We start from the raw sequence: 25,779 nt of genomic DNA, 5'->3' as shown, positions 1-25,779 counted from the left end.
GTCAGATGCTGGAGGTAGAGTAACGCAGGAGCTTGTTACCGAGGATCACTATTCGCTTCAATCATCTGCCTTGCCTACAGCACTTTGAACTCCCGCTGAAAGATCACATATTTAATAGGATTGGTATAATAAGCACTTATCGGTGCTTTTTATTGATTACTAAGTAAAAATTTTCTATAAAAAAACCTGCAAATATAATTTACAGGTTAAATTATCGAGTAATGACAAATCCAATTAACTTTCTGAATGAATGGCTGCCATTTGACGTTGCTTTTTATACGCTTTAGCCGACGCGGGAATGGGGCTAATTCGCCCCGTTTCCAACCATTTTTTAAGTCGATTGGCATCAGCCATATGAGTGTACTTACCAAATGAATCTAGTACCACAAATGCCACTTTACGTTTATTCATTTCCGTCAACATCACCAAGCAATGCCCCGCTTTACTGGTATAACCGGTTTTGGTTAATGCTATGTTCCAATTATCTTTAAATACCAGCTTATTGGTATTGTGAAAATCGAGCGCATAACGTGGTTTCTGAAAAATCACATGCTTTTTGTTGGTTGAGCTTAACTTCCCTAACAACGGGTATTGCTGGCTGGCTTTAAGCAGTAAAATAAGATCGTTGGCACTGGATACGTTTTCGGGTGATAACCCCGTTGGTTCAGCATAATGAGTTTGTGTCATTCCTAATGCGGTAGCTTTGTCATTCATTGCGCGCACAAAAGCCTTAAACCCACCAGGATAATGATGCGCTAACGAGGTTGCTGCGCGGTTTTCAGATGACATAAGTGTCATCAACAACATATTTTTACGACTTACTTCACTGCCAATCCTAACGCGGGAATGCACATTGCGCATCACGCGAGAGTCTGAAATTTTGATCGATATTTTTTCATTTAACGGTAACTTAGCATCAAGCGTTACCATCGCTGTCATCAGTTTAGTTACCGACGCAATGGGAACGGTTTGATGGGGATTGCTCGAATACAGTACCTCATTGGTTGCCAAGTCGACTAACATGGCACTGCTTGACGCTAACTCTTGTAATGTCTGTTTTTGAGACGTTGGCTCAGCAAGTACGCTGTAACTGGCAAGACCAATTGAACACAATAAGCTACAGACAAAAAATAAACGGAGTTTCATCACTCTCTCTTGAAAAGTCGACCCAAAAAGTCTTTTGAGTATACGATAAAGAATTAGCTCGATAACAGACAAATAATCACTATTAATCAGTTTTAACCGATATTTACAGTTATTCATGCTCAAACCCTATATTAGCAATGCAGCATACTGGCTGTGCTATCGAGAATTAATTCTTTTATACAACATAGTATGTTGAATAATGATGGCAACATTTAGTACAAATATTGTTTTTATTCACTTCATGTTAAGCTTTATTAAGGCGTTTAAAAAGAGAGTATAGATGGACATTAACTTCAATTTTTTAAATAAATTTAGTAAAGCCATTACACATTTATTGACACCATCATCGTCACTTAAAACTGAATCTCATGATGCAGAAAAAGGAGTAATTTCGCTTCATACCATCGCTAAACATTCTCCCAATATGCAACATCAACGTGCAATGGTTGGTTCTGTGTCATGTCCTGCGTTAGCTACTGGTGATGTTTTCGTTGGCCGAGAAGGGCAATTACAAAAAATTCAGTCGATTATCTCGCAATGGTGCCAACAACAAGGTGAGTTAACTGCAGTTGTCGCACCTTCTGGAGCAGGGCTATCTACATTTTTAGCTCAAATATCATCATTACTTGCCACAATGCATGATGACTCATCAGCCGCGACACAAAACAAACAACTCTCTTCACCAGCAGTAGAACCGTCGGAATCGGTAAGCCTATTACCCCTAAAACCGCTGCCAGAACAAGTGGTCTATATGAGCTTTTACCACGCCCCTTTAAGCGTAAAAGAAGCCATCGCAAACATTTGTTATTGCTTTGGGATTAGCCCACCGACCACGATTACCGACACTATTGCATTGATTAATCAACAAACATCACAACTGATTATTATTGATGATCTGCATAAACTGATGTTAAGAATGATGGGAAACTCACAAGCGTTAATGGCCTTTGCAACCATCATAATGGAAACCCGCAAACAGCATTTTTGGTTGCTCGGCTGTGAAACATACGCTTGGCAACGATTATCAGCGCAATATCAAATTAGCCATTTAGTGAACAATCTACTTAAGTTTAATTATTTTAATGCTAAAGAGTTAGCTGAAATTCAAATCAGACAGTTAGCGTGTCTAGGGTTAATAAAAACCGACAATGAACAACAACCGATTGATGCCAATACGACAACATCGGCAAAGCAAACTTCGTCTAACAACAAATCATTACCCTATGAAGACCCGTTAAAGCAGCTTTATACCATTAGCCAAGGGCATCCAGCGTTAGCCTTATTATTATTGCAGTACTCACTAGACAACACCCCTAACGAAGAAAACAGTGATAAAGACATTGAGATATACCAAATAAATCTTTCTGCGTTAAAAAATTGCCAAGATAGTGATTTGTTTTCGCTAGCGGAGATATATGTACACGGTGGATTAAGAGTGCAGCAGCACGCCCACCTTTTTGCAATTACCATTGAACAAAGTGTTTTACAGTTAGAATATTTAGTCCGCCAAGGGCTATTACAAGCACATTATGCCAAACACGATTTTGCGGCTCATTTGTACAATATTACGCCAACCTTAACTAACATTATCGCAAATCATTTGGTAAACAATAATAAGCTGTTTCATTAGGGTCTGTAACACTTTCAAAATGAACTAAGTGCACAGCAAATAACCAGCCGAGGCAAGCATGGACGACTCACGTAAAGCACTACAAGCATTTTTAGAAATTATTTCATTTGAACGCATTATCAGTATTTTACTGCTTTGCTTAATAGCATGGTTATTCTTAATTTTAGTGCAGTTTTGTTTAAATCAACTGAATAAAGCGCTGCCTAAATACCGTTTAATTTGGAATCGGTCATTCCCTTTTGTGCGTTTATTTGTATGGTTTTCGGTTATCGTTTATTCAATTGTTGGTATTATTGACCCGCACGAAAATTTGATCCTCGCAGTGGTTGGTTCAATCAGTATCGTGGTGGGTTTAGCAACACAAGAACCCGCTAAAAATATGATTGCAGGGTTTATTATTATGATAAATCCACCTTATCGCGTTGGCGACATGGTCACATTAGCGGGCCATTATGGCGAAGTAATAAAACTCGAATGGAGCGTTACTTGGCTACGCACTTTCGATGATAATACCGTGATGGTGCCAAACGCCGAAGCATTAAAAACTGCCGTGTCGAATGCCAATAGCGGTGCTTTAGATGAAATGGTTGTGGTGAGTTTTACTCTTCCAATGCACGCTGATCACCAAAAAGCCATTGCGCTTGCTAGAGAGGCCACCCAATGCTCCCCTTATACTTTTTTAAATAAACCCATTATCGTTAATTTAGGCAATGATTACTCATTCGGTCAATTCCAGCAAACCATCACCGTTAAAGCTTATGTGATGGATGTAAGGTTAGAAAAGAAATTTATGAGTGACATTAATATACGCGTACTATCAGCGTTTAAAAATGCTGACTTTTATGATGGACAACAAACGGTACTTCAGTAATTTACGTTATAATCGGCCCAATTTTTTAACTAACCTGAACTCAGGTTAAATACTGCTTTTGATTATTGAAATGGAGAATATTGCTATGACACAAGATGAAATGAAAAAAGCCGCCGGTTGGGCTGCGCTGCAATATGTTAAGAAAGATACTATCGTTGGTGTTGGCACAGGCTCAACCGTTAATCACTTTATTGATGCACTTGCCACCATGAAAGACGATATTGAAGGAGCGGTATCAAGTTCTGAAGCATCAACCAAAAAGCTGATTGAACTGGGTATTGAAGTGTTTGACTTAAATAGTGTTGACTCAATTGATGTTTATGTTGATGGTGCAGATGAAATCAATGACCGTATGGACATGATAAAAGGCGGTGGAGCTGCATTAACGCGCGAGAAAATTGTGGCTGCCGTTGCCAAGAAATTTATTTGTATTGTAGATAACACCAAGCAAGTATCTATTTTAGGTGAGTTTCCACTACCTGTTGAAGTGATCCCTATGGCACGTTCTTACGTGGCACGTGAATTAGTCAAATTAGGTGGCGATCCCGTTTACCGCCAAGGTGTCGTGACCGATAACGGCAACGTGATTTTAGATGTGTACAATATGGAAATTCTAGATCCTAAGGTAATGGAAACCAAAATCAACGCCATCGTTGGTGTTGTTACCAATGGGTTATTCGCTAACCGTGGCGCCGATGTACTGCTTGTTGGCACGCCAGACGGAGTTAACACAGTAACCTTATAATCAGCCCTACGCTGATCTAATCGATTGACATAAACATGGCCTCGCAGTAATGCTAGGCCATTTTTTATGTATCAAACCCTAAACTGGCTTACCGCCTCATGCAGCGCTTTCGCTCGAATTCTGACATCGTCTGACGCTGCTATATTGGCATCAGCTGCTTGTGACGATTCATCGGCAATATCGCGGATCACAACTACATTTTTATTCACCTCTGCAGCCACCATGCTTTGCTCTTCAATGGCGGCAGCAATGTGTGTGCTCATGTCCATAATGTTGGTGACATCAGTGGTTATCTGGCGTAATACGTCACCCGCAATTGCGGCTTGCTCAGCACTTTCTCGTCCTTGGTGTTGGCTGTCTTGCATCAAATCGACAATTGAACGAGTGCGGTCTTGCAGCGTGGAAATAATAGTGGAAATTTGTTGAGTCGAACTTTGAGTGCGCAAAGCAAGTGAACGAACTTCGTCAGCAACAACCGCAAAACCTCGACCTTGCTCACCTGCCCTAGCAGCTTCAATCGCAGCATTTAAAGCCAATAGATTAGTCTGGTCTGCTATCCCACGGATAACTTCCAACACGCTACCAATTGTGACACTATCGCGTTCTAATTCAGATACAACGTCAGCAGAATCAGTTAACTGTTTAGCGAGCAGTGTTATTTTTTCAATTGTTTGCTCTACACCTTGTTGACCCGCAAGTGCGTTGTCGTGGGTTTGGCTGGCTTTATTTGCTGCAAGTTCAGTATTTTTGGCTATTTCATCAATGGTTGCGCCCATCTCTGTCACCGCAGTGGCCACCATATCGGTTTCATTAAGCTGCCTTAACACACCTTGTGACGCAGAAACGGCATTATGAGAAAGCTCATGGCAAGATTCATTCATGGCAGTAACGGATTCATTAACTTGTTGAATAAGCGCTTGGAATGTCATCAACATTCGGTTGAAATGGTGAGCAATACGCGATAGTTCATCTTTACCCGATTCATCACACCGCATTGATAAATCTTTACTGACCTCAATGGAAGATATTACCGATGAAATACTTTGCACTGGACCAATAATACTCCTAATAATCAGCCAAGTAGAAAAACAAAGTACGGTGGTGATAAGCAAAAAAATGCTTAGACCAACAACAAAAGCTTGATTTTTACCGAGCTCAATTTCGGCCAATGCCTGCTCGCGTAACACCACGGTATCATTATCGGTTTGATGGATTTTTTCACGTAATTCGGCCATTTTACCGTCGGCATCTGACAAGCCAAATAAGATTTCTTGATCAACTAAATTATTAAAATTTAATTGATAGTTTTTAACGTCGGAAATTAACAGCTCTCGTTGTGCAAACGCTAAATCAGACTGTTGTGCTTTCGCGAGAAAGTCTGCAATGTCGTCATCAAATTTTGTCACATACTTTATGTCACGGCGCAGCATAAAGTCTTTCTCATTGCGGCGAAGTTGCAACATGCTTACCAGTAGTGCATCGTCGGCGCTCTGACTCAATACAGCTTCAACGTTATGAACAGCCGTACGCAACTTGCCATATAAACCTGATTCAGGGGTTAGACCTATGTTAATTCTTAATGCAACCACCTCATAAAATATTTCTTTGTACTCATTAAGGTTCTTTTGAAAATGATCTAAGGCATCAACATTCACATTCTGATGCCCTAGCGCAACACGAACGTCGGCCATATAAGCCAACACATCCTCCATGCTATGCTTAAATTTCTCAATGTATAAAGTGTCAGCTCTGTGGAGAAAGTCCTTTTCTTCTGTACGTAATTCAAGCACTTTCTTTTCTATTTCAACAATGCTATTTGTTGCGGTTGTTAACTCTGATATCACAGACTCTGAATAATGCTGCAATCCAAACATTGCGAGTACCGATAGAACAGAAACAATAGAACTTAACATCAGTTTTGAACGAATAAGCATATTATTACCACTCAGGAATAAGGGTTAAATTGTGTTTTTGTTATTATTACCACTACCTATTGGTTACTTTTAGGTAACATTTTAGCAACAACTTAACTATAGCAACTCATTGTCGGCTTCAACGAATAAATTTTCATTATTTTTACTTAACGCTAATATTTTTTTCTCTGATATAAACCTTTTAGCTCATTGCCACTGTCAAATAATGACACCATCATAATAGACAGATTTTGACATTAAGGATGAAACTATCAATCAGCCAATTTCGACGTCTTTAAGTCACTTAACAGCACTTGACGACAATCAACTCGTCGCTATTGCTGTAACGGGCTGTCAACAGGCATTTGAACAACTGTATCGCCGCCATCATCAACGGGTGTATGCAATCTGTTTTAGATTAAGTGGTCAATCAAGTTTGGCTGATGACATGACTCAGGCGTGCTTTATACGCTTATGGCATAAATTGACTTTATTTAAAGGTGATAGCCAGTTTACGACTTGGTTACATCGACTTTGCGTTCGCCAAGCCATCAATGATTTAAAAGCTCAGCAATCACTATGGCGCCGTTTTTTGCCAGAAGAGCATATTGAACACAACAACATGCCCACTGTGGCCTTAGATAATTATCATTTACTCGACCAATGCATCGTGAGATTACCGCATCGAACCCGCATCGTGTTTGTGTTATGTGCAATTGAAGGTTATCAACATAATGAAATAGCCTCGCTACTCAATATTGCCGAAGGCACCAGTAAAGCGCAGTATCATAATGCAAAAAAATTATTACAGGAGATGCTTGCATGACTCAACCAAAGCATGACCTAGACAGCTTACTCGACACCCTGCCATCCGAAATGGTGCCCCAAAAAGACTTATGGGTGACAATTAAGCCGCAATTAACATCGCAACCAATAAACGCCACGCCGTCAAAGTGGCCGGTATGGGCCATAGCCGCCAGCCTTGTGGTGTGTTCAACATTATCGTTGAGTTTTTTTTACGCTAATAACCCCTTATTAGTACAAACAACAGACATACCACTTGAAACCGACCAAAATTTAACCCAACTGATCGACCAAATAGACCACACTCACCAAATTCAACTTAGTGGGTTTAGCCGCAATCAATACACAGTCAGCTGGCAATCAAACACTCACAACAATAAACAAATTCAAAATGATATAAGCACAGCACTAACCGAACTTGATAATGCTTCAGCCCAAGTAAAAGCAGCGTTAAAGCAACAACCGACTAATCAACAATTATGGCAACTATGGCGTTGGATCATGCAGCGTCAAATAACACTGTTACAACAAGGTCAAAGAATACCTTCTATTCAAATAGGTCCATCACAAGGAAACACACTATGAACGTAATAAAGTACATATTAATTGCACCACTGATGGCCCTCAGTGCTTTTGCGATGGCCATTGCACCTGTTGAACAGCAGCAAAATGTTGCAGAAAATCCTAACGTTAGCGTAAAAGTACAACGGGGTAACATTCAATTAATAAGCTGGGACAACAATAGTATTCAAATAAAAGGCCAGCTAGATGAACTTAGCCAAGGATTATTATTTGAGGTAAAAGGCAATACGGTTGTTATTGAAGATAAACTTCCACGCAGCTATCAAGGTAACAATCAGCAAGGCTCACAACTGACGATCTATTTACCCAAGCAGCTCACGTTAGACGCTGAAGGCGTATCTGCCCATTACAAACTGTCACAACTCAATGGCCAAGTCGCACTAGCATTAGTCAGTGGGAGTATCAAAGCCAATAACATAGTGGGTGAAACCACACTAACAACGGTATCGGGCAATATAATAAGCACCGAATTAAACGGAAAAATTAACCTTGAAACCGTTTCAGGTAATATCACCGACAACAACAGCCAAGGTGACGCTGAGCTACGTTTGGTGAGTGGACAACTTAACAGCAATAGCGCGTTTAACCGCTTAACCATAGACCAAGTGTCGGGCAATATTAATGCTTCAATGCCTATGGTAACCGAACTCAATGTGGTCACTATTAGTGGCGATGCAAAACTAACCCTAGGGGCCGATATCACCAAAGCAAGACTAGAAAGCATTAGTGGAGATATAACCTTAACGTTTAGTGCAGAACCTAACCTCAGCTTTATGATTGACGGTGGCCCTGGTGGAATAATTAATAATCAGTTGACGGATGATAAACCGATAAAACAAAAATACTCGCCCGTTAAAAACTTGCAATTTAACACTCAATCAGGCGCAGGAAAAATGAACATCAACACCATTAGTGGACGAATTAACCTAACTCAATAAGCTCAATGTTAATAGAAAAATACCCAGCATTCACTGGGCATTTTTGTTAGTTAACTCAACTTGGGTTAAGAGGTGGAATATGCAAGGTAAACTGACAATATTCGGCCAATTTTTATATCAAACTTGTCATTTATTATCCCGAGTTGAGCTTATTTAATCATATCCATCACAATCAAGTTATCGCTATTCTTACGTCGAGCGGGCGACAAAGAGTAAAGTAATTTGACCTGAAAGCATGAGGCGCGCTTAACGCACTTGGTATGATACCTCTTTACACGGATGCAACTTCAGCGTCAGTTAACAAGCGCCATTCCCCAGGGGCTAAATCACTGTCTAATTCAATGCTACCGACGGCTTCACGATGTAAATTAACCACTTTATTTCCTACCGCAGCAAACATACGTTTAACTTGATGATACTTACCTTCGGTAATTGTTAATCTCACGTGAGTAGCATCAATAATGTCTAATATAGCCGGTTTAGTTAGGCCATCTTCATTACGTAATTCAATGCCATCAACAAACACTTGCACTAAACTGTCATCAATAGGGTCGGCCAATTCAACAAGATAACGTTTACCGCAATCTTTTTTCGGTGACGTGATTTTATGTGACCATTTGCCATCACTCGTAATCAGCACCAAACCAGTGGTGTCAGCATCTAATCGCCCTGCAATGTGTAAAGTGTCCACTTTTTCAATATCCATTAAGCTCAATACTGAAGGATATTGTTCATCAATGGTTGAACAAATAGTATCGACGGGTTTGTTCATCATCACATAGCGCTCACCCACTATGTTAATAGTCTGTCCCTCTAAGCGCACATCCATTTGCGGCAACACCTTAAAACCAGAGTCCTTAACCACCACACCATCACAAGTGACATCACCACGATGCAGGGCTTTTTTGGCCAGCGAACGAGTTAATTCGGTACTTTCACAGATAAATTTGTCTAAACGCACAATGAGCACTCAATCTAAAAATAGTGGCGCTATTATGCTGGTTACACACTTAAATAGAAATCAAGAAGTGATCTTTTTGGTGTGTACAGTAATTTTTGGTTACATATCGTCACGAAAACTCGATGCAAAATGAACAAAATCGCCTTGTTTTCTAGCATAGTAAGGCTTTAACATGGTTGTCACAAAAAAAGCGTTGGCTTTATTGAGTATCTGTGTAGCGTTGAAATACCTAATGATAATCAGATCTCCGCGACCAACTGCATGATAAAAATACAATATGCTCGCACGCCCGCTCTTGAGGCGCCTTAAATAAAAGCAAAGGAAACAACATGAAAAAATTGGTTATTGGCGGTTTATGCGCCTCATTGATTGCAGGTTTAAGTGCTTGTAGTGACGACAAGGCCGTCGTTGCACCTGCTGTTGACGTTGCAAAAACAGCCACAGCAACGGCAGTAACGCAAGCTCTAACGTCTGGTATCAACTTTGACAACATCGATAAGTCTGTTCGCCCACAAGACGATTTTTACATGTATGTAAACGGCACATGGATGAAAAATGCAACCATTCCCGGCGACCGTACCAACATAGGCGCATTTTACGACTTGCGCGAAAATGCACGTGATGACGTTAAAGCCATCATTGAAGACTTAAGCGCTACACCAAACCTTGCAGATGGAACTGACGAACAAAAAGTTGCTGACTTATATCGCTCATTCATGGACGTTGAAACCTTAAATAAATTAGGTGTTGCGCCTATTCAGGCTGATTTAGCCAAAATCGCGGCGTTAAAAGATAAAAAAGAATTAACCGCATTCTTTGGTGAAAACCAAGCAAATGGTGGCGGTACTCCACTGGCCTTCTATGTTGACGTTGATGCAAAAGATTCAACTCGTTACGCCATGCATATTTGGCAATACGGTTTAAGTCTTCCTGAGAAAGATTACTACTTTAATCAGGAAGAACGCTTCGTAAACATCCGTAAAGCATTTGTTGAACACATCGAAAAAATGTACAACCTTGCAGGCTTACCAAATGCAGAAGCAAATGCTGAAGCCATTCTTGCCCTTGAAACTCAAATTGCCGAAAAGCATTGGGATGTGGTAGAAACTCGCGACAGCACCAAAACGTACAACCTTTACCAAGTTAACAATCTGCCAGAGCTGGCCTCAGAAATTAATTGGGACGGTTATTTAGCTGCATTAGGTGGCGACAAGCAAACTGAAATTATTATCAACCAACCAAGCTATATCCAAGGCTTAAACGAGGTGCTTAAAAATAACGACCTTGATACTTGGAAAAACTACATGACTTGGATGACATTGACCCACAATGCCAGCAATTTATCTGAAGCATTAGACAACGAAAACTTTGAGTTTTTCTCTAAAACCTTAAATGGTCAAGAAGAACAAGAGCCTCGCTGGAAACGTGGTGTTAGTACGGTAAGCGGCACATTAGGCGAAGTCGTTGGTAAAGTATACGTTAAACGTCATTTTGCCCCAGAAGCTAAAACTCGCATGGAACAATTAGTTGAAAACTTACGTGGTGCTTATAGCACAAGTGTTGACTCGCTAGACTGGATGAGTGCCGACACTAAAGTGGCGGCAAAAGAAAAGTTAGCTAAATTCAACCCCAAAATTGGTTACCCAAACAAATGGGCTGATTACAGTAAGCTGACCATTAAAGCCGATGATTTAGTGGGTAATGCTAAGCGTGCTGCAATTGTTGAACATAATAAAAACCTCGCTAAGCTAGGCCAACCTATCGACAAAGATGAGTGGCACATGACCCCACAAACGGTCAATGCTTATTACAACCCAACCATGAACGAAATTGTGTTCCCTGCGGCCATTTTACAACCACCATTCTTTAACCTAGAAGCTGACGATGCAGTAAACTATGGCGGTATTGGTGCGGTGATTGGACACGAAATGGGCCATGGATTTGATGATCAAGGCGCTAAATTTGACGGTGACGGCAACATGCGTGATTGGTGGACTGAATCGGATCTAAAAGCATTCGAATCAAAAGGCAAAGCGTTAATTGCACAATACGATGGTTATCAAGTATTTGATGATCTACATGTAAACGGCAGCTTAACACTTGGCGAAAACATTGGTGATTTATCGGGTGTGACGATTGCCTACAAAGCTTACCAAATGTCACTCAACGGTAAAGAAGCACCGATCATTGACGGACTAACTGGCGACCAACGTTTCTTTATGGGCTTTACCCAAATTTGGCGGGTGAAGATGAAAGAAGAAGCTTTACGTAACCGTGTAGCGACTGATCCACATTCACCAGGCCACTTCCGTGCATTAGGTGCGTTATCTAACATGCCTGAGTTTTATAGCACTTATGACGTGAAAGAAGGCGACAAGATGTATATCGCGCCTGAAAAACGTGTAAAAATTTGGTAATAAATCTAAATTTGGAATAAGAAACAACAATATAACGCCAAAATGGCAAGCTTGATCATTATCCAGCTTGCCATTTTTTATGCACAAGACAAAGGATTGTTTGACATGCGTTTTTTATCCTCATCCAAACATTGATCTTCATCACCCTACACAATACTAATCACATTAAACCTTGTTCATTCAGCCCCTATTCAGCCAAAAAACGGTACAGTGATTTTACAGACACATCGCTGGAGCTATTCAATGAATAAGTTGTTTCGTACTTTTTTTATCTTTTTAGTTTTACTGTCAACTCGTGGCGCAATTGCTCAACCTAATGATGTTAAATATAACAAGTTATCTGGGCCATCTGATTTCAGTCAAAAGTCCTATAATGATATTGATCAATTGATCACACTAAACGAGCAAAGTACCACCCCAGCGCATCAAGACACCAGCGACTTGCACGCATTAATGGGCCGAGCGCCACAAGCCCAGCAAGAGCTTATCGATTTACTCACTTATATTAACCAAATCAGTAATACCGCCGCTATCATTCCTGCAACCAAAAGCTACCCACGAGCCGCCCAAAAAGTGCAATTAAAATTTAATGGTGATGCAAGTCAATTAACCGATATTGCGCGGGCAAGTGTGGTAGCAAATGATGTAAATAGCCTACTCAACAGCTATGAACAATTGCGCAAACACACAGATATAATTCAACTTAAAAATCGGTTTGCGCAACCTAAAACCTCTGGTTATCGTGACTTAAACGTATTAATTAAACTGCCGCAAAGCCAGATGGTGGTTGAGGTTCAGTTTCATTTAAATGATATTGCTGATATTAAAAATGGCCCGGAACATCAAGTTTATGAACAAATTCAAGCAATAGAGTTACAAGCACAAACACAGGCAAGACCATTAAATGATATAGAACAGGCAAGTATTATCAAATTACGCCAAGACTCACATAAGCAATATCATAAAGCGTGGTTAAACTATAAACGTCAAAGCGTGTATCCAACACAAATACACGCCGCCTAACTACACCAATAGTATTACACACCCTTTGGCGCTCATTTGAGCGCTTTTTTTTGACCAGAGAAACGCACCATCAAACACTTCTGCTATACTCGCGCCCAAGAGTTTCCAGCCGGACAATGTTATGAACGAAATTATCGACCAATTGCAAGAATTAAGCGAAACCGTACCGGTCCCGCTTGAACTGCCAACATTTGAACAACTTGTAGAAGTTGAAGAGCAAATCCTTATTGGTTTACCCAATGATTTGAAAGAATTCCTATTACATGCCAGTGATGTCATTTATGGCACCATTGAGCCCGTTACGGTGGCCGATCCACACTCGCACACCTACCTACCTGAAGTGACCAGCTACGCTTGGTCAATTGGTATGCCGCGTGAACAAATTGCAATTTGCCAGGTTGGCGATGGTTTTTATTGCATTAATGAAGAAGGCGAAGTGCAATTTTGGCAAGATGGTGATTTTAACGAAGAAGGTTGGGAGTCACTGTGGGATTGGATTGAAGATGTTTGGCTTCAACAATAATACCAATCCTATTAAATATGTGAACTGACCAGATATTTAATGAGATTGGTATAAAGCACAGCCGTTAATCGTTAACTAAGAGAATTATTATGTCTAAAAATACCGGCTTAAATGCCATTGAGATGCAATGTTTACGTGTATCTTTGGGGTTAACCACCGAACAAACCGCTCAACTCACTAATGTCAATAACGACGAAGTGTTAGCATGGGAAGCGGGCAAAAACATTGCACCTGTGCCTGCACAAAAAAAGCTACTTGATATCGATGACATTATCGAAATGCAAGTACTTAACACAACTGATGGTATTGAAGAGCTCTTTAAAAAAGAGCCTAAACGCCGTTTAGCATTTGTGGTATACCCAACCCAAGCGGTTTACACCCAGTACAACCCTGAGTTTTTAAGCTCATTACCATTAACTGAACTGTATAATACTGCTGCTTGGCGTATTAAAAAAGAATGTAAATTGGTACTTGAAGTGGATGTTAGCCTAGTGGCATTAGACGCTGAAGCCTATAAAACTTATCGTGCAGATAACGGCATGAGCGAAAGCCGTGAAAGTCGTGCTAAATGGGCTGCGACTCAACTGTAGCCAAACATTGACCAAAGAAAGGAAGCCTAGCGCTTCCTTTTTTATCCTCATCATGCCGTTTTAGCTAATGCTGCGGCCAATGCTGGGCGCACTTTAACTCTATCGCGATATGCTGATAATTTAGCTGAAATTGGTTGTTCGAACCCTAATGCCCATCCTAAGGTTTGAGTTAATAAAATATCGGCAACAGTAGGCTCACTGCCGCAAACATACCCAAACTCGGGTATCCAATTTTCAGCAATGGCCATTGCCTGTTTAAGCTCCCATGTGGCGACTGCAAACATGGCTTCTACACGCAGTTCTTTAGGCAGTGCAAAACGATGTTTACCCATGCTCCAAAGTGGCTGTTCAAGTTCGCTAATCACAAAGCTTACCCAGCGTTCATGAATACCAGACTCTTGAGTACCCGATTTAGGCAACCAATGGCCTCGCCCATACTTTTCCGCTAAGTAACGCATAATGGCTGCTGACTCGGTTAACACAAAATCACCATCGGTCAACACTGGCATTTTGCCGCTGGGATTAAGCGCTAAAAAGGCCTCACTTTTATTTTCACCTTTGGCAAGATCAATAAAATGAAATTGCCATTCAACGCCTAATTCTTCTAAAAGCCAAGACACACGCAGCGCACGACTTTTTTGAGTTCCGTATAATGTGATCATGAAGCCTCTTATTTTATTAAATGAAGAAAATGAAAATAAAAAAAGCCACATTGCACTTAAGTGAATGTGGCTATTTCTATCTTATGACGTTGTCATTAGAAATTCATTGTGACTTTAGTATAAATATAACGACCTAATGGATTATGTACACCCATTGCATAGCCGTATAAATCAGCATCACCGTCACCAATCGCAAATGATGGCTCTTCGTCAAACACGTTATTAACACCTACAGATAACTTAACCGTGTCATTAAAGCGATATGAACCAGACATATCAACTAACAACTGTGCATCAACAGTACGGGTTTTGTTGTAGTCTTCAAACTCGCCAATGTAGCTTAAGTTTACGTTAGCGGCAAAGTCGTCCATGTTCCAATTGCTTGTGGCTAACCAGCGGTGCTGTGGATACTCGTATTCACCCGTGTAATCAATCGTCTCGCCATCGATTTCTTTTTCAAAGCTGATTAAGTAACTGTACTCTACCCCAAACTTAACACTGCCGTAGCTGTTTAAATCAAGACCGTAATGAGCCGATAAATCAACACCTTGAACTTCCTGTGAACCAATGTTGACGAAAGCTGACTGAATAACATCGATCGTGCCAAATGTTTCTCCCGCTTGTGGTGCGTTACGTAAACAGATAGTGCTATTTTGATCATTACAGTTTTCATCATAAACATCTTGGTTTTGCAGCGAATCGATTTTGTTATCTTGTAAGATATTGTAGAAGTCAAACCCGATATCAAACTGCTGGCTTGGCGCCCAAATCATACCCACGTTCCAAGTCTCAGACTCTTCCGCTTCTAAGTTAGGGTTACCCGCAAATATAAAATTATAATCCAATAATTCACAGTCTACGTTATCAGCAGCACAACGATAACTGTCCACCAAAAAGTCACTTTTTTCAGATGGACCAAGGCCAATTTGAGCCAAAGAAGGAGCACGGAATCCGGTCGACCATGAACCACGGGCAGTCAATTCTTCATTGATTCCCCACAGAAACGCCACTTTAGGATTGGTGGTAGAGCCAAAATCACTGTAGCTGTCATAACGACCAGCTAGTTGTAGTTCAAAGCTGTCTGTCACTGGGATTGAAAACTCAACATAGGCAGCGTGTTGATCGCGAGAACCGAATGCAGATATCGCCTCAGTACCAAAAATCAATCCTCGTTGGAATTGTTCATCAGGCACATCACTCACATCTTCTTCACGGTATTCAGCACCAGCAGCCATCATGATATCGCGACCGGCAATCGTAAATGCCTGGCCAGAAATACTGGCATCATAAGCCGTGATATGAGATTCACCTTGTCTCACCAAGCTTGTGGTAATGCGGTCGATCACCTCTTGCGAGTTAATAGTGCCGCCAAATGGATTATAATTACCTGCATCAATTTCGGCTTGCAAGTAATCCGTTCTTACCCAACCTTGCGAACGGTCACCGGTTTGAGTTGATTCACTACGGCCACGTTGAACAGACACTTCCCAATCCCAATTGTTGATGACGCCGCGAAGTCCCGCGACTACACGCATGGTGTCTGATTCGATATCCCAACGACGTGCGCCTGCATCAACGGTACGATAACGACCGATATCAATGTCTTGCCCCCATGGGTTATCTGGATGAGTACCAGGAACCGTTAAGCCTGCATCTTCATCTAATGGCGTTGGCGCGCCACCAGCTTCAGAGGTATTATGTTGTAATGAAAGTTCTAAAAATGCTGTTAAATCATCACCTAAAATATATTCAAACTGACCAATAGCACCGACACGTTCAGATGTTGGAATGGTTAAGTTATATGGACCATAATCAAACACACAACTGCCACTTGACGTAGCACGTTCAGCCGGACAGTCAGGGTCAATAGTTTTCACCCCATCCACATAAAAATAGCCAGGGAAACCACGAGATGAACGATAATCTTCGCCACCATAAGGTGATTGATTAGCCGTACCAAAACGGCCCATTTCGTCAGCAGACAATGTACCGTTAGTGAAATAGTCAAGAATAATAGACGCGCTGCCTTTGTCTGCTTTTACACCCCAAACTAAGCTGGCTGTGGTTTCATCATAACCTGTGCCACTTGCATCACCATAGCCTAAGCTTAACTCGATACCATCGATATCTTTTCTTAGTACAATATTGACCACACCGGCAATCGCATCAGAACCATAAATAGCCGATGCACCATCTTTTAGAATATCAATACGTTCAATGGCCGACACAGGGATATTATTGATATCAACAAAAGAGTTCGAAATGCCTTCAGCAAAAGCACTTGCCCCAACGCGGCGACCATTGATTAGCACTAAGGTCGCATCAGGACCTAAGCCACGTAAACTGATCGATGCACCACCGTTAGCGGTAGAGTCTTGGCTGTTTCCGCGAGTTGAGAATGCCCCAGAACCGTTTGCTGGCATACGTTCAAGTAATTGTTGTAGGTTATCAAAACCCATATTAGCAATATCGTCTTTATTTAAAGACTGTATTGGTGAAGGTCCTTCAATATCCGTCCGTTTGATACGAGAACCCGTCACTTCAATTCTTTCAACTTTTGAGGCTGCACCGGCATCAGCGGCTTGAGCAACAAAGGCAACAGGGGCAAGAGACATTGATACGGCAAGCGCACATGCGCTGCGTAAAAGGTAAGTTTTTTTCATGATCATCCTTAACGTTAATTTATTGTTTTATATCCATGACTACTGCAAACTGCTGTAAATCTATACCGCCTAGTACTTTGTTGGATTAACACCACCAACCTAGGTCAAAATTTAACAAAGTCAACACAATCACGTAATGTAAATGCAACTAACGACTTAATCAAGAATAAATACTTAAGAAAAATGAATTTAAATGCCTTGAATATGCAGATATGATAATTCATAACACAAGAGAGACTATTGCGCCTTTAATGGTTCATGCTCATGTAGTTAAGCAATACGGTTTACAGCAAAATCAATTTTCAGTGGCAAAAAATAAGTAACAACTGACAGCAGAAATATTGATACTTAGTAATTAAATATCTCCAACATATGAATGAACAGCACACTACGGCGTATCGAACATACATTTACCTCAAATCCTCCACAATAGGCCTTTGCTATACATTATGCACAATCAACACCTCACAACCCCCTATTTGTCTCAAGTGAGCACGCTTTTAAAAGCGACTGGCCCAGGTGTTCTGATGGCTGCCGCGGCAATTGGCGCATCACATTTAGTAGCCTCAACACGTGCAGGTGCAGAGTTTGGTTGGCAATTAGCTTGGCTTATTTTATTAGTAAACTTGGTTAAGTATCCATTTTTTGCGGCTGGCGCACGTTATACCGCCGCGACCGATGAGAGCCTGTTACAGGGTTATCAAAAACAAGGTCGTGGATATTTAATGTTATTTACGGGCCTTAACGTAATTGCCGCGATTGCCAGTACCGCAGGGGTATGTATGTTAACGGCAGCCATGCTGACCCAATTTGTACCATTATCCATTGATGTATTAGCACTCATTGTGTTGCTAAGTTCATTAGCACTATTGATTTTCGGTCATTATAAATTGCTCGATAAACTGACAAAAATCATTATGTTGGCGTTAACATTAACCACATTAATTGCCGTCGCACTGGCGTTTAATCATCACACAGGTTTAGCCGCTCCTGCGACAAGTGAGTCACCTTGGCAATGGGCGTATGTCGGTTTTTTAGTGGCAATGATGGGGTGGATGCCTGCGCCAATTGAAGTGAGTACATGGAACTCACTATGGTTAATTGAAAAACGTAAAACACAAACCGTCACGGCCAAACAGGCTATTTTTGACTTTAATTTAGGTTATGTCACCACTGCATTACTGGCGATTGTGTTCTTAGCTTTGGGCGCATTAGTAATGCATGGCAGCGGTGAGCGTTTCTCCAATTCTGGCGCATTATTCGCGTCACAATTGATCACCCTTTATAGCCAAGTTATGGGCCATGAAAGCCGTTATTTAATCGGTCTTGTGGCGTTTCTATGTATTTTCAGTACCACTGTCACTGTAATCGATGGTTACAGCCGAACCTTAGATATGGGCTGGAGATTACTGTCTAACAATACTTCACCACGCAGTTATTTAACTCAGGTAATGCTGACCATTAGCGCCTTAGGCCTATTACTGATTTTATTCTTTAAAGGCGCATTACTTCCGCTATTAGAATTTGTGATGATATTAGCTTTCATGACAACGGTCATTTTTGCTTGGTTGAATTACCGCTTAATGACCAGTAATACGCTCGATGCTAAACATCGTTATGGCCCAATAATGGTCGGGTTATCATTGATAGGTTTATTGTACTTAGTTGGCTTTGCCATCTTGTTTATATATTGGTATTTCACCAAATGATCACATCAGCATTATTTAGCCGTTTAACTGAATTACCAAAAATCACCTGTTGCTTATTGGCATTAAGTGTCACCTTAATGTCGTTTCAGCTCAGTGCATTTGAGTTAACGGCAAATGATGTGCAAACCATCATCGATAACGATTCAAGACCTTTTAGCGGTAGTATTGTCATTAGCAACAATACTACCCGTTATGTTAATTACCAAGCAGGTTCCGACATCGACCCCGACAGCATATTTATGATTGGGTCTATTTCTAAAACGGTCACAGCCACCCTTGTATTACAGGCCGTGGACCAAAAAAAGTTAGCGTTAACCGATAGCATCACAAATTATCTTGATATCATCCCCGTGCATCCAGTTAAGATAAGCCAACTGTTAAATCACACCTCAGGGATAACACCACCGAAATCACCAAGTATTAATGCTGGGTCTCAATTTATACCTGCCAGCCAGTTTAGTTACTCAAACTATGGCTATAAATTACTTGGCGATATATTGGCTCAGGTTTACCAACAACCCTATGCGCAATTGGTTAATCAGTTTACCAAAAAAAATCAACTTGATATCCATGCTAATACCGGTTCAATTGCACAGCTTCACGCCAAGCAAAAACGCTTAGTTAATGGTTATACCGAGCAACAACAACAGCACACGCAATTAACTGACTTTACAGTAAACAATGACTTTATTGCATTTGGCGGTATGCAGGCCAGTAGTGTTGGTGTTGTGGCGTTTGTAAACGGTCTGCATCAAGGTCAATTTTTATCTACTGCAAGCTATCAAGCTATGACCCATGCAAGTACGGTAAGGCAACATCGATGGGGAGATACAGGCTATGGTTATGGTTTGCAAATAAGCCATCAAGATGGCTTAGTTGAATACAGCCATTCAGGGTATATTCCTGGGTACATCAGCTTAATGCTCTATTACCCACAATCGCAATTAACCGTTGTGATATTAGAAAACACCTCATGGGATTTGGATGATATCGATCGTGTTTTTGGCTTACACGACAAGATCCGCCAAGCAGTAAGAACACAATTAACCGCATACGAATAATCTGACGAATGGATGATTACCCGTTATAATATCGCTCAGTCAATTGACCTAAACTATTTATGCGCCGCCGCGCCAGAGAACCTTATGATTAACAATGATATTCTTCGCCGTATTCGCTTTGTGTTTGATTATTCAAATGCCAAAATGATTAATATTTTCAGCCAAGCAAATGTAGATATGTCTACAGAGCAAATTATTGCGTTGTTAAAAAAAGAGGACGAAGAAGGTTACCAAGCATGTAATGACACCTTAATGTGTCAGTTTTTAGATGGTTTGATCATCAATAACCGTGGCTTAAAACCAGGAACAGAAGTACCTACACCGCTAAAGCAATTGACCAACAACCTTATGTTTAAAAAATTACGTGTCGCGCTTGAAATGCGTGAAGAAGATATTATTGCCACGCTAGCCTTAGCAGATTTTTCAATGACTAAGTCTGAGCTAGGTGCGCTATTCCGTAATCCTGATCATAAAAACTATAAACCGTGTGGCGACCAAGTGTTAAGAAACTTCGTTAAGGGTTTATCAATCAAACATCGCGGTAAGTAAAACTCGCCAAGATGTAAGATAATACTTTATTAATGCGTAGCTTAGACTGCGCATTTTTGTTTCTAATTAAACATGGTACTTTTATATTTAATGAGACAATAAGCAACATACCAACCACCCAAAATGAGACATGAATTAAAATACCTAACAATAGTGTGATTTAACCCACTTAACAGACCACAAAAAAGATCAGACGTGATAATCTACCATCATAAAAAACCAGCCCTATTCTCATAACGATCTAACTGGATCTAACACATTAAGGTTCCCCATGGACGATAACAAACGCCCCCTATATCTTCCTTTTGCCGGCCCAGCCATTCTAGAATCACCACTGCTGAATAAAGGCAGCGCATTTAGTGAAGAAGAACGGGTATTTTTCAACCTTGAAGGTCTCATCCCTTGGGTTATTGAAACCATTGATGAACAAGCTTCACGTGCATACGCACAATTTAAAAACTTCACCAATGATCTCGATAAGCACATCTATTTACGTAATATTCAAGATACTAACGAAACATTATTTTATCGTTTAGTGCGTAATAACATCAGTGAGATGATGCCAATTATCTATACCCCTACGGTTGGCCTAGCGTGTGAACGCTTTTCTAAAAATTATCGTCGTAACCGTGGGCTATTTATTTCGTATCCTAACAAAGATCGGGTTGATGATATTTTAAACAACTCTACTCGCCAAAAAGTCAAAGTGATTGTTGTCACTGACGGCGAACGTATTCTTGGTTTGGGTGATCAAGGTATTGGTGGCATGGGGATCCCGATTGGAAAATTATCGCTATACACGAGTTGTGGTGGCATAAGCCCTGCGTATTGCCTTGCGGTGACCTTAGATGTAGGCACTGACAATCCACACTTATTGGAAGATCCAATGTACATGGGTTGGCGTCATCAGCGTATTGGCGGCGAAGAATATACTGAATTTGTAGAAGAGTTTATGCAAGCTGTCAGCCGTCGCTGGCCAGATGCATTAATTCAGTTTGAAGATTTTGCTCAAAAAAATGCTATGCCATTACTTGAGCGTTATAAAGATCAATACTGTAGTTTTAACGACGATATTCAAGGCACTGCTGCTGTCACTGTCGGTTCGCTACTGGCCGCATGTAAAGCTGCTAACAGCAAACTCAGCGAACAACGCATTACTTTCTTAGGTGCAGGCAGTGCCGGTTGTGGTATTGCTGAAGCGATAGTGGCACAAATGGTGTCAGAAGGTATTAGCGATCAACAAGCACGTTCACAAGTATTCATGGTTGATCGTTGGGGCTTATTACTCGATAACATGCCAAACCTACTCCCTTTCCAACAGAAATTGGCGCAACCATGCGACACCATTGAAAAATGGGACAATTACAGTGACAATATTTCGTTACTTGATGTGGTTAATAATGCCAAGCCAACCATACTTATTGGGGTATCTGGTTCTCCAGGGCTGTTTACCGAAGAAATCATTAAGGCCATGCACAGTCATTGCAAACGCCCAATTGTATTCCCATTATCGAACCCCACCAGCCGCGTAGAAGCAACGCCTAAAGATATTTTACATTGGACATCTGGCCAGGCTTTAGTGGCAACAGGTAGTCCGTTTGAAGCTGTGGTTATCAATGATGAAACCTTTGAAATAGCACAGTGTAATAATAGTTTTATCTTTCCTGGTATTGGCTTAGGAGTATTATCTTGTGGTGCAAGGCGCGTGTCCGACGAAATGTTAATGGCATCTAGCCGTGCTCTAGCAGAATGCTCACCATTGGGTAAAAATGGCACTGGTTCATTGCTTCCGCCACTCGAAGACATTCAAACGGTCAGCAAATACATTGCGTTTGCGGTTGCTAAAGCCGCAATTGTTCAAGGTTTAGCCTTACCTTGTACCGACGAGCTTCTACAACAATCGATTGAAGCCAACTTCTGGGAACCTGAATACCGTCGTTACAAACGGACCTCATTCTAAAATGAATATGTTCAATAAAGTATTAAGCAATGATTTAACATAATTTAGCTTGTGCTTTGGCCACAAAAAATCCCAACATGTGTTGGGATTTTTGTTTCAGCAATAACTGTCAATTTATGCCGACATCACTAACCTAAAGCTATTCAGTAATGGGCGATCGGTACGGGCTTTTTTAAGCTTACGCACACACTCTCTCAAAGACTGTTCCGCAAGACGTCCAAATACACCATCATATTCGTTATTATTCATCTCTTCTTCAGAGTCTGCGCTATCAGCAATTTCTTGCGCAACACGACTTAATTGCATCCATGCATTGGCAATATAAAAACCGTGAAATTCAGCTTTTGTCATCAATTTTTGCGCACTGGCTGGCAATGCATCCCAAGCCTGTGCAAAGCCATTGGCTTTATCTTCAATCAGTTCGGTAAATAAGCCTTCATAGGCCTCAAGCAATGTTTCAGGTAACTTGTCCATCGGCAGCACTTTATTGGCTACATTATACGAAATTTGCTTTGCAACGTCTTGGTACTGCGGGTCAACTTTTGCCATGGTTTTCTCTCTACAATCAGCCACTCATGTACACGCTGTACGTGTTTATGGGGCAATAGGAATAATGCTAATCCCTTTAAAAGGGTCGGTAAAAACTAGCCAGCTAAAAATCCTAATAACTGCACCAGCCAACACATCTTTAATATGATGTCGATAACTCGCTGCACGTGTATAGGCTACTTTTGAGGCCACCACAATGGATGACACGCACCGTATTTGCCAACCATCACCTTGGTTTATAAACGTCGCGGCAGCGAAGAAACAATACGATGGCCTAATGGAAATGAATCATCATTATAGCCATCTGACCGACAACGCCATAACACAGTCAATGCGATAATTTGCGTCACACTTTGTCGTATTGCTATCTCGCTTATCTTTAAAGGCGTCTTTATACCTGTGTCGCTAAATGAATGCAAATTTGTCAACTTATTCAAACAAAATACTCACAATAGCTCACAAGCTTGAATAAGATAAATGTCTTTAAACACAATAAAGGGTGATAATGTCAGCATAAAATTGTTAAAGCCAAAATCAGTAGGCTACAAGAATTGAAACATTTGAATAATATATCGAGTTAATGCAGCCTTGCCTATTTCAACATTACATCACATTATCCGTGTCCTCATCCTCGTGTTTGCCGTAGGAATATCTTGCCTCGCTTATGCAAGTCCAATAGAAAATCAACGAGCAGATGAAATTTTCACCTTATTCGATAGCGGTCACTTTATATCTGATGAAGATAACCGCAAGTTATTAGATGAGTATAAAAGTAGCTTATCGGCTAACGACAGTATTAGGCAAAAGCTCTATATTCGCCTTAACTGCTGGAGTTTACCAACTGATACACCAGAACAAATTAACGCAGCGGTGAGCTACGCAGACAAATACCTGCAGAAATATAACCCGTCCACCCCATCATTAATCAATATCGACCTGCAATATTGCAAGGCGTGGTATTGGCATTTACTTGGAAAAAATGACGCGTTATTTGCAGGGCTAGATACAGCCATAAGTAATGCATACCTACTTGAAGACACTCGTTTAATTGCAGACGGGCACAGCATTCGAGGCTCAATACTCTCTTATTTAGGTAATTTTTCTGCCGCACTTGAAGATCTTATCACCGCACAACATTTGTACGATTCGTTAAAGTTACATTATTGGGCTAATGTCAATCTAGGCGAACTAGCAAACAGTTATCGCCGCTTTGGCGATGCCAAAACGGCATTGAAGTATCAAATAAAACTCGAACAAAACTTCATACATAACAAACAACTGTTTGAAGCCAATCAAACCAATAACCAAATAGCACTGTCACTAGAAAAACTCGAACGTTATGAAGATGCGATTCAACGCTACAACAAAACTCGCGACTTTTGGTTAGCACAAAATGATCCGATTGCCGCGGCAGATACGTCAATTAGTATTGCGAGCAATTTAATCAGCCTTCATCGGCTTACAGAGGCCAAAGCGTTACTACAACAAGCTAATACACTTATCACGCCAGAAAATGATGACAGTTATAGCTACATGGAGTTATTTTTAGCAGAAGTGCATTATCAGCAAAAGGATGTTGAACAAGCAATGGCTGCAATCGCTAAAGCAGAACAAGTGTTTAACGCCAACGGTAACGTCCGTGGACTCAATCAAGCATTACAACTCAAAAGCAAAATATACCAATTGTCTCAACAGTGGCAATTGGCATATGAAACACTGGCACGGTTTGTAGAATCTCATTTAGCGCTCGACAAACAAGTTTTTTCCGATCGCAATTCGGAAATGCAAACCCGTTTCGACACCGACAAAATTAAAACTGAAAATGAATGGCTTATCAAACGAGATAAAGACAAAGAACGGCAACTAGATATCTTGCAACACAATCGAAATATGCAAATAGTCATTATCGCTTTAGTCGCGATTATTTTGTTAATTGTTTCCATATTCGCCTACAAACAAGTGATGCGAAAACGACTCTTTAGGTACTTAGCGCTCACCGATGAGCTCACAAAACTCGCTAATAGGCGTGACACCTATTTTCAAGGAAGTCACTTTTTAGCATTTGCACAACAATCTGCAACCCCGTTTTCGCTCATTTCATTTGATGCCGATCACTTTAAATTAATTAACGACGAATTCGGCCATGATATCGGTGATAAAGTGCTCATTACACTGGCATCCATTAGCACAAACATGATGCGCGATGACGACGTTGTAGGACGTGTCGGAGGAGAAGAGTTTTTAGTATTATTGCCTAACATCACTAAAGCAAAAGCGATTGAAATGGCTAATCGCCTAGTGGAAACCGTTGCAAAATATGATTGGACTCAAATTTCAGCAGGGCTGCACCTGACCATCAGCGCAGGTGTCGCAAGCTATAGCAACGAACAAGATCTATCACCATTGTTACTCAAAGCAGATAAAGCACTCTATTCTGCCAAGGATGCTGGTCGAAACTGTGTCAAAGCAGAGTAAAACGAGTA

Annotated in this window: 22 protein-coding genes; 16 read left to right on the top strand and 6 right to left on the bottom strand. The window is 40.9% G+C overall.

The genetic code is table 11. From position 1 onward, the window contains the following. Positions 1-234: 234 nt before the first annotated feature. A complete protein-coding gene (pbpG, locus tag ACWXWT_RS04630) occupies positions 235-1,146 on the bottom strand; it encodes a D-alanyl-D-alanine endopeptidase (RefSeq protein ID WP_456040443.1) in 912 nt (303 codons plus the stop codon). Positions 1,147-1,426: 280 nt separating this feature from the next. On the opposite strand from pbpG, the gene ACWXWT_RS04625 reads away from it, so the two are divergent. The 3 genes from ACWXWT_RS04625 to rpiA all read left to right on the top strand — a co-directional run bounded on the left by ACWXWT_RS04625 (position 1,427) and on the right by rpiA (position 4,392). Next, complete coding sequence (locus ACWXWT_RS04625) at positions 1,427-2,776, top strand: hypothetical protein (protein WP_456040442.1); 1,350 nt, start codon at positions 1,427-1,429, stop codon at positions 2,774-2,776. 58 nt (positions 2,777-2,834) lie between these two features. Then, complete coding sequence (locus ACWXWT_RS04620) at positions 2,835-3,647, top strand: mechanosensitive ion channel family protein (protein WP_456040441.1); 813 nt, start codon at positions 2,835-2,837, stop codon at positions 3,645-3,647. 85 nt (positions 3,648-3,732) lie between these two features. Continuing rightward, entirely contained in the window at positions 3,733-4,392 is a 660-nt protein-coding gene (gene rpiA, locus ACWXWT_RS04615; protein ID WP_456040440.1) for a ribose-5-phosphate isomerase RpiA, read from the top strand. A 71-nt stretch (positions 4,393-4,463) separates the two neighbouring features. Here rpiA and ACWXWT_RS04610 read toward each other — a convergent pair whose 3' ends face one another. After that, positions 4,464-6,326: a methyl-accepting chemotaxis protein gene (locus ACWXWT_RS04610; RefSeq protein WP_456040439.1), complete on the bottom strand. Its 1,863-nt coding sequence runs from the start codon at positions 6,324-6,326 to the stop codon at positions 4,464-4,466. A 262-nt stretch (positions 6,327-6,588) separates the two neighbouring features. Here ACWXWT_RS04610 and ACWXWT_RS04605 point away from each other — a divergent pair, with 262 nt between their 5' ends. The 3 genes from ACWXWT_RS04605 to ACWXWT_RS04595 are packed head-to-tail and all read left to right on the top strand — an operon-like array spanning position 6,589 to position 8,629. Beyond that, positions 6,589-7,131 (top strand): RNA polymerase sigma factor, encoded by a 543-nt coding sequence (locus tag ACWXWT_RS04605; RefSeq protein ID WP_456040445.1) that lies wholly within the window; start codon positions 6,589-6,591, stop codon positions 7,129-7,131. Next, complete coding sequence (locus ACWXWT_RS04600; protein WP_456040438.1) at positions 7,128-7,694, top strand: hypothetical protein; 567 nt, start codon at positions 7,128-7,130, stop codon at positions 7,692-7,694. The genes ACWXWT_RS04605 and ACWXWT_RS04600 overlap by 4 nt, the downstream gene beginning before the upstream one ends. After that, positions 7,691-8,629, top strand: a complete 939-nt coding sequence (locus ACWXWT_RS04595; RefSeq protein WP_456040437.1) for a DUF4097 family beta strand repeat-containing protein — start codon at positions 7,691-7,693, stop codon at positions 8,627-8,629. Before ACWXWT_RS04600 ends, ACWXWT_RS04595 begins: the two co-directional genes overlap by 4 nt. A 271-nt stretch (positions 8,630-8,900) precedes the next feature. Here ACWXWT_RS04595 and rsuA read toward each other — a convergent pair whose 3' ends face one another. Then, a complete protein-coding gene (gene rsuA / locus ACWXWT_RS04590; protein ID WP_456040436.1) occupies positions 8,901-9,590 on the bottom strand; it encodes a 16S rRNA pseudouridine(516) synthase RsuA in 690 nt (229 codons plus the stop codon). Positions 9,591-9,919: 329 nt separating this feature from the next. On the opposite strand from rsuA, the gene ACWXWT_RS04585 reads away from it, so the two are divergent. From ACWXWT_RS04585 to ACWXWT_RS04570, 4 genes are all read left to right on the top strand, one after another. Next, positions 9,920-12,007, top strand: coding sequence for a M13 family metallopeptidase (locus ACWXWT_RS04585; protein ID WP_456040435.1), 2,088 nt, complete (start codon positions 9,920-9,922; stop codon positions 12,005-12,007). 243 nt (positions 12,008-12,250) lie between these two features. Then, positions 12,251-13,030, top strand: coding sequence for a RelA/SpoT domain-containing protein (locus ACWXWT_RS04580; RefSeq protein ID WP_456040434.1), 780 nt, complete (start codon positions 12,251-12,253; stop codon positions 13,028-13,030). A gap of 121 nt (positions 13,031-13,151) precedes the next feature. Next, complete coding sequence (locus ACWXWT_RS04575) at positions 13,152-13,553, top strand: SMI1/KNR4 family protein (protein ID WP_456040433.1); 402 nt, start codon at positions 13,152-13,154, stop codon at positions 13,551-13,553. A gap of 89 nt (positions 13,554-13,642) precedes the next feature. After that, complete coding sequence (locus ACWXWT_RS04570; RefSeq protein WP_456040432.1) at positions 13,643-14,143, top strand: DUF4447 family protein; 501 nt, start codon at positions 13,643-13,645, stop codon at positions 14,141-14,143. 50 nt (positions 14,144-14,193) lie between these two features. On the opposite strand, the gene ACWXWT_RS04565 is transcribed toward ACWXWT_RS04570, so the two are convergent. Next, on the bottom strand, positions 14,194-14,805 hold the full coding sequence (locus tag ACWXWT_RS04565; protein WP_456040431.1) for a glutathione S-transferase family protein: 612 nt from the start codon (positions 14,803-14,805) through the stop codon (positions 14,194-14,196). 95 nt (positions 14,806-14,900) lie between these two features. Then, complete coding sequence (locus ACWXWT_RS04560; protein WP_456040430.1) at positions 14,901-17,468, bottom strand: TonB-dependent receptor; 2,568 nt, start codon at positions 17,466-17,468, stop codon at positions 14,901-14,903. Between the two features lie 449 nt (positions 17,469-17,917). Here ACWXWT_RS04560 and ACWXWT_RS04555 point away from each other — a divergent pair, with 449 nt between their 5' ends. The 4 genes from ACWXWT_RS04555 to ACWXWT_RS04540 all read left to right on the top strand — a co-directional run bounded on the left by ACWXWT_RS04555 (position 17,918) and on the right by ACWXWT_RS04540 (position 22,747). After that, positions 17,918-19,177, top strand: a complete 1,260-nt coding sequence (locus ACWXWT_RS04555) for an Nramp family divalent metal transporter (RefSeq protein ID WP_456040429.1) — start codon at positions 17,918-17,920, stop codon at positions 19,175-19,177. Further along, positions 19,174-20,238: a serine hydrolase domain-containing protein gene (locus ACWXWT_RS04550; protein ID WP_456040428.1), complete on the top strand. Its 1,065-nt coding sequence runs from the start codon at positions 19,174-19,176 to the stop codon at positions 20,236-20,238. Before ACWXWT_RS04555 ends, ACWXWT_RS04550 begins: the two co-directional genes overlap by 4 nt. A gap of 84 nt (positions 20,239-20,322) precedes the next feature. Next, a complete protein-coding gene (locus ACWXWT_RS04545; protein ID WP_456040427.1) occupies positions 20,323-20,787 on the top strand; it encodes a DUF1456 family protein in 465 nt (154 codons plus the stop codon). Between the two features lie 271 nt (positions 20,788-21,058). Further along, complete coding sequence (locus ACWXWT_RS04540) at positions 21,059-22,747, top strand: NAD-dependent malic enzyme (protein WP_456040426.1); 1,689 nt, start codon at positions 21,059-21,061, stop codon at positions 22,745-22,747. 114 nt (positions 22,748-22,861) lie between these two features. Here the strand turns inward: ACWXWT_RS04540 and ACWXWT_RS04535 are convergent, their stop codons facing one another. Beyond that, the gene (locus ACWXWT_RS04535; RefSeq protein WP_456040425.1) at positions 22,862-23,296 is read right to left on the bottom strand and encodes a DUF3069 domain-containing protein; all 435 of its coding nucleotides are present in this window, start codon (positions 23,294-23,296) and stop codon (positions 22,862-22,864) included. A gap of 196 nt (positions 23,297-23,492) precedes the next feature. Here ACWXWT_RS04535 and ACWXWT_RS04530 point away from each other — a divergent pair, with 196 nt between their 5' ends. Beyond that, entirely contained in the window at positions 23,493-23,636 is a 144-nt protein-coding gene (locus ACWXWT_RS04530; protein WP_456040424.1) for a hypothetical protein, read from the top strand. A 248-nt stretch (positions 23,637-23,884) separates the two neighbouring features. Then, positions 23,885-25,771 carry a diguanylate cyclase gene (locus tag ACWXWT_RS04525; RefSeq protein WP_456040423.1) on the top strand — a complete coding sequence of 629 codons (1,887 nt, stop codon included), beginning with the start codon at positions 23,885-23,887 and terminating at the stop codon, positions 25,769-25,771. Positions 25,772-25,779: the final 8 nt, after the last annotated feature.

This window comes from Shewanella sp. A22, assembly GCF_053850585.1.
The sequence above is the reverse complement of the archived record's forward strand: the minus strand, read 5'-3'. Positions and strand labels throughout refer to the sequence as shown.